The sequence below is a fragment of the Vibrio sp. JPW-9-11-11 genome, from assembly GCF_013369335.1.
GTDB lineage: Bacteria > Pseudomonadota > Gammaproteobacteria > Enterobacterales > Vibrionaceae > Vibrio.
The window spans coordinates 280,055-294,384 of sequence record NZ_SZQJ01000004.1; the positions used below are offsets into that span (position 1 = coordinate 280,055).

General features: G+C 49.0%; 13 protein-coding genes. 8 read left to right on the forward strand and 5 right to left on the reverse strand.

Annotated features, from left to right (window positions below; all coding sequences use genetic code 11):
• Window positions 1-14: 14 nt before the first annotated feature.
• Window positions 15-443 carry a type IV pilin protein gene (locus FCU94_RS03845; RefSeq protein WP_176287222.1) on the reverse strand — a complete coding sequence of 143 codons (429 nt, stop codon included), beginning with the start codon at window positions 441-443 and terminating at the stop codon, window positions 15-17.
• A 106-nt stretch (window positions 444-549) separates the two neighbouring features.
• On the opposite strand from FCU94_RS03845, the gene FCU94_RS03850 reads away from it, so the two are divergent.
• The 5 genes from FCU94_RS03850 to FCU94_RS03870 all read left to right on the forward strand — a co-directional run bounded on the left by FCU94_RS03850 (window position 550) and on the right by FCU94_RS03870 (window position 4,343).
• The gene (locus FCU94_RS03850) at window positions 550-1,047 is read left to right on the forward strand and encodes a GspH/FimT family pseudopilin (RefSeq protein WP_176287223.1); all 498 of its coding nucleotides are present in this window, start codon (window positions 550-552) and stop codon (window positions 1,045-1,047) included.
• Window positions 1,038-1,673, forward strand: a complete 636-nt coding sequence (locus tag FCU94_RS03855; protein WP_176287224.1) for a pilus assembly protein PilW — start codon at window positions 1,038-1,040, stop codon at window positions 1,671-1,673. Before FCU94_RS03850 ends, FCU94_RS03855 begins: the two co-directional genes overlap by 10 nt.
• On the forward strand, window positions 1,673-2,113 hold the full coding sequence (locus FCU94_RS03860) for a hypothetical protein (RefSeq protein WP_176287225.1): 441 nt from the start codon (window positions 1,673-1,675) through the stop codon (window positions 2,111-2,113). Before FCU94_RS03855 ends, FCU94_RS03860 begins: the two co-directional genes overlap by 1 nt.
• Window positions 2,106-2,522, forward strand: coding sequence for a type IV pilus modification PilV family protein (locus tag FCU94_RS03865; RefSeq protein ID WP_176287226.1), 417 nt, complete (start codon window positions 2,106-2,108; stop codon window positions 2,520-2,522). Before FCU94_RS03860 ends, FCU94_RS03865 begins: the two co-directional genes overlap by 8 nt.
• Window positions 2,523-2,783: 261 nt before the next feature.
• Window positions 2,784-4,343 carry an AbgT family transporter gene (locus FCU94_RS03870; protein WP_176287227.1) on the forward strand — a complete coding sequence of 520 codons (1,560 nt, stop codon included), beginning with the start codon at window positions 2,784-2,786 and terminating at the stop codon, window positions 4,341-4,343.
• A gap of 48 nt (window positions 4,344-4,391) precedes the next feature.
• Here the strand turns inward: FCU94_RS03870 and fghA are convergent, their stop codons facing one another.
• Together fghA and FCU94_RS03880 are read right to left on the reverse strand one after the other, a co-directional pair.
• A complete protein-coding gene (gene fghA, locus FCU94_RS03875; protein WP_176287228.1) occupies window positions 4,392-5,237 on the reverse strand; it encodes an S-formylglutathione hydrolase in 846 nt (281 codons plus the stop codon).
• A gap of 54 nt (window positions 5,238-5,291) precedes the next feature.
• The gene (locus tag FCU94_RS03880; RefSeq protein WP_176287229.1) at window positions 5,292-6,416 is read right to left on the reverse strand and encodes an S-(hydroxymethyl)glutathione dehydrogenase/class III alcohol dehydrogenase; all 1,125 of its coding nucleotides are present in this window, start codon (window positions 6,414-6,416) and stop codon (window positions 5,292-5,294) included.
• 169 nt (window positions 6,417-6,585) lie between these two features.
• Here FCU94_RS03880 and FCU94_RS03885 point away from each other — a divergent pair, with 169 nt between their 5' ends.
• Window positions 6,586-7,467: a LysR family transcriptional regulator gene (locus tag FCU94_RS03885; protein ID WP_176287230.1), complete on the forward strand. Its 882-nt coding sequence runs from the start codon at window positions 6,586-6,588 to the stop codon at window positions 7,465-7,467.
• Window positions 7,464-8,030 (forward strand): tRNA adenosine(34) deaminase TadA, encoded by a 567-nt coding sequence (gene tadA, locus FCU94_RS03890; RefSeq protein WP_176287231.1) that lies wholly within the window; start codon window positions 7,464-7,466, stop codon window positions 8,028-8,030. The genes FCU94_RS03885 and tadA overlap by 4 nt, the downstream gene beginning before the upstream one ends.
• Window positions 8,031-8,083: 53 nt before the next feature.
• On the opposite strand, the gene FCU94_RS03895 is transcribed toward tadA, so the two are convergent.
• The gene (locus FCU94_RS03895) at window positions 8,084-8,221 is read right to left on the reverse strand and encodes a hypothetical protein (RefSeq protein ID WP_176287232.1); all 138 of its coding nucleotides are present in this window, start codon (window positions 8,219-8,221) and stop codon (window positions 8,084-8,086) included.
• A gap of 206 nt (window positions 8,222-8,427) precedes the next feature.
• Window positions 8,428-9,972 (reverse strand): membrane-bound lytic murein transglycosylase MltF, encoded by a 1,545-nt coding sequence (gene mltF / locus FCU94_RS03900; protein WP_176287233.1) that lies wholly within the window; start codon window positions 9,970-9,972, stop codon window positions 8,428-8,430.
• Between the two features lie 331 nt (window positions 9,973-10,303).
• On the opposite strand from mltF, the gene purL reads away from it, so the two are divergent.
• Window positions 10,304-14,200 (forward strand): phosphoribosylformylglycinamidine synthase, encoded by a 3,897-nt coding sequence (purL, locus tag FCU94_RS03905; RefSeq protein WP_176287234.1) that lies wholly within the window; start codon window positions 10,304-10,306, stop codon window positions 14,198-14,200.
• The last annotated feature ends 130 nt before the right edge of the window (window positions 14,201-14,330 follow it).

Genomic DNA, 14,330 nt, shown 5'->3' on the forward strand with positions numbered 1-14,330 from the left:
TTGTTGCTTGCCGTTTAATGCCAGCATTCTTGAGGTGAGGTCTTACCTCGATGATCGACCGATAAGCGAACGTAGCGAGTTTGACCACAGCGATCGTATTGCTGAATTGCCAGGGGAGTTGCAATAATCAGGTAGCTGTTTTCCGTCGTCTCAATATCGAGCCTAAAACGCGTGGTATCGCTTTGGCATCCGTAGCAATAATGCTCAGAGAGAATGCCTTCAGCAGCCTGTTGATAGTCGGTTTGGTAGCGCCGTTCTAATTCGAGCTGCAGGAGTGCCAAGTCGGCCATGGCGGTAATACGCTGCGCGCGCAATAAGTAATTTTGATAATTGGGATAAGCGATGCTCGCCAAAAGTGCAATGATGGCCACTACCACGATCAGTTCGATCAACGTCATTCCGGTTACTCTTTTTTCACTCAGTTTGCAGCCATAAGTATTCATTGCTTCCCAGCCTTAGTTAACCTGTACTCGCTCATTGTTCAGAGCTGTTAGCATTTCAACAAGATGAAACTCACTCTACTTATTGGCTTACATACAAATGTGCGAAATGACTCGCGGCTTCACCCTCTTAGAACTCTTGATAACTCTAGTCATCCTCAGTCTGTTATTGAGTGTCGCTGCGCCGTCGGTCACCGCCGTGAGTAGTCGCAACCAGATGAAAAGTTTTGCCCATGAGATGAGTGGCTTCATGGCTCAGGCGCGTTCAGAAGCAATATGGCGTCATCAAGATTTGTGGGCGCATATCGACCACGAAACCACTGACTCTTGGTGGCTGCGCCTGACTGATTCAAATCAACCTGACGCCGGAGAGGTCGTGCTGCATTTTCCGGCTGAACGTTATCGTCAACTGATCCTAACCTGGACCTACTCGGCAAATAAAATTAAATTCAGTGGCCAACGAGGCCGAATCAAGTCGGGTAGCCTGACGTTTTATAGTGCGATGCAGCCAAACACAAAACTCAAGATTGCGACCTCATTTGGGGGAAATCGGGTGATTGTATGCGGTGTTGATGCGTCTCACTACGGGTTTCCAGCGTGCGAATAGGGCTTAGTCAGCGAGGCGGCAGTTTATTGGAGCTATTGTCGGCTGTGCTTTTGGGCAGCTTAGTGCTGGGGATGGTGGCTAGTGTAGGGTTAAGTGGACAAAAGCTCGTGACCCAACAGGCCAAACAGTTATTGTTGGTGCAAAACTTAGCCAGTACTGGATTGCAGATTAAGCGAGATTTGCTCCAAGCTGGGTATAACGACGACGACGCATCTGCGACTTATTTGAGCGGTGAAACCCGCGTAGTGGCACTAGCACAGAGTCCGAGTCGCTTGGGTTATGTCTACCGTATTGCGCCTTCTGGTAACCGCGCATTTCGCAGTGTTGTGTTTCAGCACCAGTTGGCCTCTGAGCCTGATTTGGGGCATGGCTTGCTGCTGTGTGAAAAGGAGCGTCCTGAACCGCCCACTTTTGCTCAAGCCGCGCAATCTGGTTGGCATGGTAACTGTTTTAATCTCTTCAACCCTAAGCAGATATCGGTGACAGAATTTACTCTTCATCGTCAGTCGAGTTTGGTGGGGGGCGTCGAAAGGCATGTTGTTACAATAACACTCTCCGCTGAGCTAGTCGCTGACCTGAGAGTGATACATCAATTACACCTTACTGTGGCGATGAGGAACGGTTGATGAAAAGAATCTCCTCTTCCCGCGGCGCCATCACGCTATTGATGACCACGGCACTGCTCGCGGTAACCTTAATGCTCAGCTTAGGCATGATGAAAACGGTATTTTATCAGTTAAAACGCGCGCAAAATGAGCTCAAACAGCGCCAGTTACACTGGCGTGCAGAAGGAGGAATAGAGTGCGCAGTAGCGTTGGTCGCTCAGTATGAGGCGGATATTGAAGCTCAGTACGCCGCGACTCACACTCTTGAATTCGAACTCTGTTCCAACGAGCTTCAACTTGAAGAGGTTGGAATAGAGCAAAGCTCCGCAAACACCTATCTTGTTTACGCCGAAGAGAATCACTTCCGCATCAATCGCTTTTTTACCTACCAGGTAGATTTAACCGCACCCGCAAACGATCCTCAGTTCGTTTGGCGTAGAGGGGGATGGGGGAGTGAATAAACACCGAGGTGTGACTTTGATGGAAGTATTGGTGGCGCTTACATTAGTCAGCGTAGCGATACTCGGACTGGCCAAGCTGCAGGTGAGGGTGAAACATGAAGCTGCACACGCGACGTCGAGCATGGCTGCGTTGAATCTCGCCGAGCAGTCCTTAGAGTTACTTCGAGCTCGTAGTGCTAATGGTGCCATTTCGTGGTCTGACTTTGCGGGTTTTGAGTCAGGAAGCGAATCTGTCCGCTATGCCCCCTATTCGCTTGAGTGGCAGGTCATGTCTGTTGCGACACACTCTGAGGTTGAGCTCAAGCGTGTGCTTATTACCGTGAGTTGGGTCAGTCAAAGTGGCCAAGCGCAATCTCTGTCGTTACTGACGATGTTGTCAAACCGCGCAGAGGGCTCGAGTGGTCCATAACCACCAGTGATGATTAGTCTTTATCTGCTTGCGTACGATATGTTTTGCAATTTAGTTTCAAACTTGTTTGATTGTGTTAGGTAGGAGTGTATTGACTTTGTTGCACGTTGATGGCGTTTTTGCAAAATATGTCTCCAAATATGGAAAAACCTTTAGAACCTTGTGCTTTATTGATAGGGATTTAATAGAATGTTCCGCGAAAATAGGCCGCCATAATAATAGCCAAAGGCCTTAGGCAACAACATCACATATGGAGTTACCATGAGTAACCAAGCAATCAATCAGTCACCATCGCCACAGCCGAGTGGAATGGACCGCTTTTTAAACTTTATTGAACGCGCAGGCAACAAAATTCCTGATCCTGCGATCCTGTTCTTTTGGGCCCTCGTCATCACTTGGGCTGCTTCGGCACTGCTATCAAACGTAAGTTTTGATCTTATCAACCCGCGTTCGGGTGAAGCACTTGCAATCAATAACCTTTTAACTGGCGAATCTTTAGCAAGCTTCCTCGCGAACATGGTCAAAACCTTCACTGGTTTTGCTCCTTTGGGTATTGTCCTTGTCGCGATGCTCGGTGTCGGTGTAGCGGACTCTTCTGGCTTTATTACTACGGGCCTTAAGAAGATGCTTAACTTTACACCAGCCAAGCTACTCACGCCGATGCTGATTTTAGTGGCGATTGTGTCACATACAGCTGCGGACGCAGGTTACGTATTGGTTATTCCGTTAGGCGGTATCATTTTCCATGCTGCGGGACGTCACCCTCTGGCAGGTATCGCAGCAGCGTTTGCAGGCGTATCGGGTGGTTTTTCTGCTAACTTCATTCCTTCTGGTATCGATCCTCTGTTAGCTGGCTTTACCCAAACAGCCGCCAATGTTCTTGACCCAGAATATGTGGTGAATCCGCTAGCGAACATCTTCTTTACCGGTATCTCGTCTGTCATTATTGTTGCGATCGGTTGGTATGTCACAGAGAAGATTATTGAACCACGCTTGGCGAACACTCCTATCGACGAAGATGCGGAAACTGCTCCTGATCTGGGTACGTTCACTGAGATTGAATCGAAAGCATTCCGTTATGCTGGTTGGGCGATGCTGGCGGGGATTACGCTGCTGGTCGCAGCTCTGATTCCTGAAAATTCAGCGCTTCGTTCGCCAGACGGTGAAATTACCGCTTTCTCTGCACCGATTATGCAGTCGATTGTCCCGCTGATTTTTATCCTGTTTATCATTCCAGGCTACGTGTACGGTAAAGTCTCAGGTACGTTCAAAACCAGCAACGACATTATTAAAGCCATGTCAGACACTATGTCGACCATGGGTGCCTACATTGTGATGTCGTTCTTTTGTGCTCAGTTCCTATCGGCGTTTGCGCAGTCAAATATCGGTACTATGCTGGCGCTGTATGGTGCAGAAGGGCTAAAAGCGATGAACTTGCCTGGCGAAGCGACCATCATCGGCATGATTTTATTGACGGCGGCGGTTAACTTGTTGATCGGTTCTGCGTCGGCTAAGTGGGCGTTGATCGGCCCAATTCTAGTCCCTATGCTGATGGCGGTGGGGATCTCTCCGGAGCTTTCTCAGGCGGCTTACCGCGTTGGTGATTCGGTATCGAACATCATTTCACCTCTGATGGTCTTCTTCCCACTCGTTGTGGTTTACTGTCAGCGTTACGTGAAGTCGACGGGTATCGGTACGCTCGCTTCTTTGATGATGCCATTCTCGATTGCGATGTTGATTGGTTGGTCAATCTTCTTAGTCGCATACTGGATGCTTGGTATTCCATTAGGTATTCAAGCGCCATACACTTACACCATGTAAGCGGCCCAATAAAAGCAAAGCCCGTCACTTGTGACGGGCTTTGTTGTTTTAGTCGTTCAAGTAAGAGGCATGGAATTTAAGGTGATCGTCGATAAAACTCTGAATGAAGAAGTAACTGTGGTCGTAACCAGGCTGCATGCGAAGTTTTACCGTACTGCCAGACTCTTCTGCCGCAGCAAGCAGGCGCTCAGGGTTGAGTTGTTGTTGCAAAAAGCCGTCCTCTTCACCTTGATCCACCAAAATAGGCACGCTTGCTTGGTGGGCTTTTAACAGCTCGACACTGTCGTACGTTTTCCATGCTTGCGGGTCGTTACCCAAGTAGTGGCTAAAAGCTTTTTGTCCCCAAGGGCAATTGATGGGGGTGGCGATGGGGCTAAAAGCTGAGATGGAGCGATAACGGTCGCTGTTTTTTAAGCCAATCATCAGCGCGCCGTGACCGCCCATACTGTGACCCGCAATCGAGCGTGCTTGAGTGACAGGAAAATACTGCTCAACAAGCTTTGGTAGTTCTTCGACGACATAGCTGTACATTTGGTAATGCGTTTGCCACGGCGATTGAGTCGCGTTGACATAAAATCCAGCGCCTAAACCAAGGTCGTAGGCGCCGTCGGGGGCATCGGCAACCCCTTCACCACGTGGGCTGGTATCGGGAGCAACGATGGCGATACCTAACTTAGCCGCCATACGAAAAGCCCCCGCTTTTTGCATAAAGTTCTCATCGCTGCAAGTGAGCCCCGATAGCCAATAAAGGACCGGAACTGGGTTAGTTTTGCTCGCTTGCGGTGGCAGAAAAATAGCAAACCGCATAGCGCAGTTCAGTACCTGTGAGTGATGCTGGTACTGTTTGTGAAAGCCAGAAAAAACTTTGGCTTGGCTGATATTTTCTATCGTCATAAGTGATCCTAGAAGGGGGTGTAGGCAGCGCTACTGCACTGCCTTTGACGTGAATTAATAATGAATGACGCTGCGAATGCTTTCCCCTTTGTGCATAAGGTCAAAGGCTTGATTTATCTCTTCCAGTGGCATGGTGTGGGTAATAAACTCTTGTAAGCCAAACTCACCAGCCATGTAGCGCTCAACGATCTCTGGTAGTTCGCTGCGACCTTTAACACCGCCAAACGCGCTACCACGCCATACGCGACCAGTGACCAGTTGGAATGGGCGGGTGGCGATCTCTTGACCTGCCCCTGCTACCCCGATGATCACAGACTCGCCCCAGCCTTTATGGCAGCACTCGAGCGCTTGGCGCATAACATTGACGTTACCGATACACTCAAATGAGTAATCAACGCCGCCGTCGGTCATCTCAATAATCACCTCTTGAATCGGTTTGTCGACTTTTTGTGGGTTAATGACGTCTGTTGCCCCAAGTTGTTGTGCGAGCTCGAATTTACTCTCGTTAATGTCGATACCGATAATGCGACTTGCGCCCGCCATACGAGCGCCAATGATCGCGGATAGGCCAATGCCTCCTAGACCGAAGATAGCGACAGTATCACCTTTCTCAACTTTGGCGGTGTTGAGCACCGCACCCATTCCGGTCGTGACACCACAGCCTAGCAGGCACACTTCTTCGAGTGGCGCTTCTTTATTGACTTTGGCGAGTGAAATTTCAGGGAGTACGGTATACTCAGAGAAGGTTGAGCAGCCCATGTAGTGGTAGATGGGTTGGCCATCTTTGTAAAAACGAGTTGTGCCGTCTGGCATTAGGCCCTTACCTTGCGTTTCACGGACCGCTTGGCAAAGGTTGGTTTTACCAGACTTGCAGAATTTACACTCGCCACATTCGGCGGTGTAAAGAGGGATCACGTGGTCACCGACGGCAACACTGGTAACACCTTCGCCAACCATTTCCACAATTCCCCCGCCTTCATGGCCTAGAATGCTGGGGAAAATACCTTCAGGATCTTCACCCGATAGAGTAAAGGCATCGGTGTGACAGACACCCGTTGCGACAATTCGTACCAGTACTTCTCCCGCTTTTGGCAGCATTACGTCCACTTGTTCCATTTTAAGAGGTTGATTAGGGCCCCAAGCCACCGCTGCGCGCGATTTGATAAATTGTTCAGTCATGGTCATTCCTATCTATTAAGGTCAGAGTTTGAGCCAACGGCCAACTCACTAAGACTAGTTCACTTAGAGCCGTTTGCCTTCGATGGTCACAGTATATTTGTTTCTAAATTAATGATAATTACATGTATATGAAATAGACTATTACGATTGTGTAATAAAAGAGGCAGGCATGGCGAGTTGGGAAGGCATTAATGAGTTTGTGGCTGTGGTTGAAACACAGAGTTTTACTCGCGCGGCAATCAAGTTATCGACATCAGTGGCCAACATCAGTCGACGCATTAGCGCACTGGAAGCGAAGCTTGCGGTCAAGTTGTTTGTGCGTACCACACGTAAAGTATCGGTGACGGAAGCGGGGGCGACGTATTATCAGCATTGCAAACCGCTGGTCGATGGATTGATGCTGGCTGAACTGGCGGTCACACAACTGCAAGCCACGCCAACAGGGCGAATTAAAATGACGGCGCCAGTCACGTTTGGTGAGCGGATTCTTGCGCCAATAATGCACGAGTTTTTATTACGTTACCCGCAGATCGAACTCGACTTAGTGTTGTCGAATCAACGGATGGATCTGGTGCAAGAGGGCTACGACTTGGCGATTCGTCTAGGTAAGCTTGAAGACTCGAGTATGATGGCGCGTAAGTTGTTAGACCGACACGTTTTTGTGTGTGCAAGTGGCGAGTATCTTGAACGCCATGGTGAGCCACATACGCTCTCAGAACTCAAGCAACACCAATGTTTGAGAGGTTCAAACCACTACTGGCGCTTCGAGCAAGAGGGGGCGGAACGATTAGTTCATGTTGAAGGACGAGTTCAGTGCAACAGTGGCTATGCGTTAGTCGATGCAGCGTTAAAAGGGTTAGGTATAGTACAACTTCCCGATTATTATGTTCAGCCTTACTTAGAAACTGGTGAACTGGTAGAAGTCTTAACTTCCTATCGTGGCAATCAAGAAGGGATATGGGCATTGTATCCACAAAACCGTATGTTAACTTCAAAAGTTCGCACCTTAATTGACTATTTATCATCAGCGCTAAACCGAGACGAGTTATGAGTGACCCCCAACAAGTAGACCCTTTTAGCCCCGAAGACCATCAGTTTATGCGGCGAGCGATAGAGCTTGCGCAAGTGGCCGAGCAAAATGGCGAAGTGCCAGTAGGCGCGGTATTAGTAAAAGGTGGTGAGATCATTGCTGAAGGGTGGAACCAGTCAATCGGTGAACACGATGCAACGGCTCACGCTGAGATTCAAACTCTGCGTAAAGCCGGGCAGGTTTTGCAAAACTACCGTCTACTCGATACGACGCTTTATGTGACACTCGAGCCTTGTCCCATGTGCGCGGGCGCGCTATTGCATAGTAGGGTGAAGCGTGTTGTATTTGGGGCGCCAGATTTAAAAGCGGGCGCTGCGGGGACGGTACTCAACTTGTTCGAACACCAAGCGGCGTATCACTATGCGGATGTTGAGCAGGGGTTACTAGAAGACGAATGTCGATCGCAACTGCAATCATTCTTTAAGCGTCGACGTAAAGAGCAGAAGAAGCAGCGTAAAGCGACCCGTTTTACACGTTTGCATGAAGCGAAAAAGGGGCAGAGTAAGAAGGATTTGAATAAGTAGCTGCGAAAGGTTTTAAGCAAACATCTTAACTTTAAGATGTTTGCTGTTAGTGGTTATGCCGCACAGATTAGCTGCATGAACGCGCGGTGACGAGCAATCACCTTTTTCTTGTTGTTGCTGATCATACGTTTACGGCGATTCGCAGCAACGGTTTTATTAAGGCGTTTTGACTGCAATTTACGTCTCAGCATAAAACAACCTCCTCTGGTAATGAAAAGAAGATTTGGTGAGCAAGACCCGTTAGGTCATTGATAAACAGGCCGTAAAAACGATCTGTTCTATAAATGACCATATTGGTAAGCTCGGTCACCCCATCTGGAATACGCTATTTTGTATGGTTTTCGAGTAGATAAGTCAAGTACGTCGTGATGGGAAGGCACGACGCTTGTGATCGTTATTACTCTTCGACCATCTCTGGGTCGTTTTCCTGCTCACTTTCTTGAGCTCGTTCCTCGGCAAGCTCGTCGCTGTTGTCCTCATCTTCGGCAAACTCTATGACAACAAGGTCATCCACGTTGACATCTTGGCTCTCTTCCGATTGCTGTTCGACATGACCAATGATGCTCTGATAATAGCGACGGATATTCTCGACGTAATTGCGAGCCTCGTCACCACGGGCAAAGCCATAGCGAGTTTGGCTGTAGTATTTTTTCTGTCTGAGTAACGGTAAGCGGTCTTTAACATCCGACCAGGCGTCAGGGTTGCCCCCTTGTTTTTTGGTTAAGCGACGGGCGTCCATCATATGCCCGTAGCCGACATTGTACGAGGCGAGCGCAAACCAGATCTTTTCGTGCTGCTCAATTGAATCTGGGATACGGCCAACAATGCGTCGCAGATACTCGACCCCACCGCGTACCGACTGTTCTGGATCTAGGCGGTTGGTGACCCCGACACTTTTGGCGGTCGGTAAGGTGAGCATCATCATTCCGCGCACACCGGTTGGGGATTTGGCGCGCGGGTTCCAGTGTGACTCTTGGTAGGCCAGTGCTGCAACTAGGCGCCAGTCAAACTCGTCGGAGTACTTTTTAAATAGCGGCGACCATTTAGGCAGCTTAGAGTCGAGCGCTCGTATAAATGCGCGAGTGTCGACGTAATCAAAGCTACTGATATGACCGATGTATTTTTCTTCCAGTGACGCAAGATGGCCTGACTGTTGAACGCTACCAAAGTACTCGATCAATAAGCCGTACAGGCTTTCGTCTTGTGAACGGCGTAAAAACCAAGAAATCGGCTGGTCTTCCGTCAGCTCAAACGCTAACGCGATATCGGGATAAATACGTTGTGACAGTGAGACTTCGACTGAATCTGCAACGGTAAAACGCAGCTCGCCTTGTGAGACGGCTTTGAGTAGATCGTTGACATCGGCGTTAGGGTCAATATCGTATGAAAAGTCACTGTGTTGAGCCTGAATCTCGGCCAAACTTTGATTGAAATGAGAGTCGCTGACAATGCGCAGTACATTCTCGCCGTCGTTTTCTTCGATTAGTTGAGCTTGTCTGACAAGAAGCTGCTCAATGTTTCGTGGCCGCCAGTTGCCTTTTTTGTACACCAGTTGCTGGCTGACATAATAATAAGCGGGGCCAGGGCGAAAAGCGCGCAACCGCTCGGGCGACTGGGTTAAGCCTGCCGCGATGATATCAATCTCGCCGTGTCTTAATGCCGGATAGAGGCTAGAAATTCGATAAGCCGGTTTCATTTCTAGTTGTACGCCGAGCTCATTGGCAAACTCTCGCGCCAACTCATAGTCGAGCCCCGCCGGACCGTCAGGGCCGATATAGTAGGAGAGCTGGTTGTTGAGAGTGCCCACTCGCAATACGCCACGCTCTTTGATCTGCTCTAGCTCGCTCTTCGGCTCAGACTCGATTTGACAGCCCGACACTAGTAGCACGGTAAATACCAGTGCACTGAATGATTTAAGCTGTTTAAGGTAATGCTTTTTCATTAACGACAATCTCACGCATTCAATAGGGCATTTATATCAAAGTGGTATAACAAGGCAAGCCAAACCATTGCTCTGCGACGTAAGCGATCTCACTTTTGGATTTTGGTTGTATTTCAAAATTGACAAAAAAAATGACGCAAACGGTTGCTTTTGGTGTTACATCACAAAAACATTTGCTTTATAATGCGCTCGCAAACGCAGAGGTGGAATCGGCATAGGTTTGGCAAACCTTCGGGAATAGCTTCGAAGAAAATACAGTAACCCACTGAATTTATTCCAATATCACCTCAGGTCATTAGACCTTAACCAATTGCATAAGAGACCTAAGCACATGAGAATTTTTCGTGGCTCCCCAGCTCTATCTGAATTTCGTGTTAACAAGCTTCTAGAGCTTTGTCGTGAACTAGGCTTGCCAGTGACTGGCATTTACGCAGAGTTCGCTCACTTTGCTGAATTATCCGCTGATCTTGACGCTCAAGAAGTTGAGAAGTTAGAAAAACTACTGACTTACGGTCCTACAATTGAAGAGCATTCGCCAGAAGGCCTACTTCTGCTAGTGACGCCTCGTCCGGGTACTATCTCTCCTTGGTCTTCTAAGTCGACAGACATCGCCAACAACTGTGGTCTCGATAAAGTGGTTCGTCTAGAGCGCGGTACGGCTTACTACGTCGAAACATCGGCTGAGCTCACCGAACTTCAATTGGTTGAACTAAAAGCGATTCTGCATGATCGCATGATGGAAGTGGTATTCGCTGAATTTGAATCAGCTCAAGCGCTGTTCCAAGTGGCTGAACCAGCTCCTGTAGCAGACGTTGACCTATTAAACGGTGGTCGTGCTGCGCTTGAAAAGGCAAACGTTACCCTAGGCTTGGCACTCGCCGATGATGAAATTGAATACCTTTACGATGCGTTCGTAAATAAGCTAGATCGTAACCCAACCGACATCGAGCTAATGATGTTTGCCCAGGCGAACTCAGAGCACTGTCGTCACAAGATCTTCAATGCAGACTGGACTATCGACGGCGTTAAGCAAGAGAAGTCTTTGTTCAAGATGATCAAGAACACTTTCGAAACCACACCAGAAAACGTGCTGTCTGCGTACAAAGATAACGCAGCAGTTATGGTCGGTTCAGATGTAGGTCGTTTCTTCCCCAACCCTGAGACTCGCCAGTACGGTTACAGCCACGAGAAAGCGCACATCCTGATGAAGGTGGAAACGCACAACCACCCAACGGCTATCTCTCCTTGGCCGGGCGCTTCGACAGGCTCTGGTGGTGAAATCCGCGACGAAGGCGCAACAGGTATCGGTGGTAAGCCAAAAGCGGGTCTGGTTGGTTTCACAACGTCTAACCTACGTATTCCTGGTTTCGAACAGCCATGGGAAACAGATTTCGGTAAGCCAGGTCGCATCGTTAACGCTCTAGACATCATGCTAGAAGGCCCACTTGGTGGCGCGGCGTTCAACAACGAATTTGGTCGTCCAAACCTACTGGGTTACTTCCGTACTTACGAAGAAAAAGTGAACTCTCACGCCGGTGTTGAGGTTCGCGGTTACCACAAGCCGATCATGATTGCTGGTGGTATGGGTAACATCCGTGACGAGCACGTGCAGAAGAAAGAGATCCCGGTAGGTGCAAGCCTAATCGTATTGGGTGGTCCTGCGATGAACATCGGCCTTGGTGGTGGTGCGGCATCTTCAATGGCGTCTGGTCAATCAGCGGAAGATCTAGATTTCGCTTCTGTACAGCGTGAAAACCCAGAGATGGAACGCCGCTGTCAGGAAGTGATCGACCGTTGTTGGCAGCTTGGTGAAGAGAACCCAATTGCATTTATCCACGATGTGGGCGCGGGCGGTATCTCTAACGCACTTCCAGAGCTAGTAGATGACGGCGAGCGTGGTGGTATCTTCCAGCTACGTGATGTACCAAACGACGAACCAGGCATGAGCCCACTTGAAATCTGGTGTAATGAATCGCAAGAGCGTTACGTAATGGCGGTTGCGCCAGAGAACATGGCAGTCTTCGATGCGATCTGTAAGCGTGAACGCGCCCCATACGCAGTAGTAGGCATTGCAACTGAAGAACGTGAACTAAAACTTGAAGATTCACACTTCGACAACACGCCAATCGACATGCCAATGGACGTGCTTTTAGGTAAAACACCTAAGATGCACCGCGATGCGAAAACGCTAAAGGCTAACAACCCAGCGGTTAACCGTGATGGCATTGAGCTAAACGAAGCAGCAGATCGTGTTCTACGTCTGCCAACGGTCGCAGAGAAAACATTCCTTATCACTATCGGTGACCGCACAGTGACTGGCCTAGTGGCGCGTGACCAAATGGTTGGCCCATGGCAGGTGCCAGTCGCTAACTGTGCAGTGACTGCAGCAAGCTACGATACTTACCACGGTGAAGCGATGTCTATGGGTGAGCGCACGCCTGTTGCTCTTCTAGACTTTGGCGCATCTGCTCGTCTAGCAGTGGGTGAGGCAATCACTAACATCGCTGCGACAAACATCGGTGATATCAAACACATTAAACTGTCTGCTAACTGGATGTCTCCAGCAGGTCACCCGGGTGAAGATGCAGGTCTTTACGAAGCGGTGAAAGCGGTAGGTGAAGAGTTATGTCCAGCACTTGGACTGACTATCCCTGTGGGTAAAGACTCAATGTCGATGAAGACCAAGTGGGAAGAGAACGGTGAGCAGAAAGAAGTCACGTCTCCGTTATCTCTCATCATCACTGCGTTTGCTCGTGTTGAAGATGTGCGTAAGACAATCACTCCGCAATTACGCACAGACAAAGGCGATACTTCATTAGTACTTATCGACCTAGGTAATGGTCAAAATCGTCTAGGTGCAACAGCTCTAGCACAGGTTTACAAGCAGCTTGGTGATAAGCCAGCAGACGTAGATAACGCAGCGCAGTTAAAAGGTTTCTACCAAGGCGTTCAGACTCTAGTTGCGAACGACCAAGTCGTGGCTTACCACGATAAAGGCGATGGCGGTCTATTCGTTACTCTAGCTGAGATGGCATTTGCGGGTCACTGTGGTGTTAAAGCGAACATTGAAGCATTAGGTGCTGATGCTCTAGCTGCACTATTCAATGAAGAGCTAGGTGCAGTACTTCAGGTTAAGAACGAAGATTTAGACGCTGTACTTTCAACGTTAGCAGCAAATGGCCTTGAGGCATGTTCTCATGTAATTGGCTCTGTCGAAGCATCTGATGAGCTAGTGATCACTTCTGGTGATACTGTCGTTCTTGAACGTAACCGTACTGAACTACGTACTATCTGGGCTGAGACTACGCATAAGATGCAAGCTCTGCGTGATAACCCAGCATGTGCTGACCAAGAGTTTGAGGCGAAGAAAGACAACTCTGACCCAGGTCTAAACGTTGAGCTAAGCTTCGACGTGAACGAAGACATCGCAGCGCCTTACATTGCGAAAGGTGCTAAGCCTAAGATGGCAATCCTACGTGAGCAGGGCGTTAACTCTCATGTAGAGATGGCTGCAGCCTTTGACCGCGCAGGCTTTGAAGCAACGGATATTCACATGAGCGACATTCTAACGGGTCAAGCTGCTCTAGAAGAATATCAAGGCCTAGTAGCTTGTGGTGGCTTCTCTTACGGTGACGTTCTAGGTGCTGGTGAAGGTTGGGCGAAATCTATCCTGTTCAACGAACAAGCGCGTAACCAGTTTGAAGGCTTCTTCCAACGTGAAGATACGTTCTCTCTAGGTGTGTGTAACGGTTGTCAGATGCTATCGAACCTTAAAGAGCTAATCCCAGGTGCAGACCTATGGCCACGTTTTGTTCGCAACGAATCTGAGCGTTTTGAAGCTCGCTTCAGCCTAGTAGAAGTTCAAAAGTCTGACTCTGTATTCTTCGACGGCATGGCTGGTTCTCGTATGCCAATCGCAGTGTCTCACGGTGAAGGTCGCGTAGAAGTACGGGATGCTGACCACCTAGCAGCGATTGAAGCATCAGGTACAGTTGCCGTGCGTTATGTCGACAACCACGGTAACCCAACGCAGCAATACCCGAACAACCCGAACGGCTCGCCAAACGCTATCACGGGTCTAACGACTCAAGATGGCCGCGTGACTATCATGATGCCGCACCCAGAGCGTGTCTTCCGTACGGTAGCTAACTCTTGGTCTCCAGAAGGTTGGGGTGAGAATGGTGCTTGGATGCGTATGTTCCAAAACGCACGTAAGAACATCGGTTAATTGAGAAGACGTTATTTTTTGTCTAGCAGCATAATTAAAGCGCAGATCGATAGGTCTGCGCTTTTTGTTTTCTAGGGACTAATTTCTAGGAACTTTGTACTTTCTATGCTCTAATACCGCCCTTGCCAAG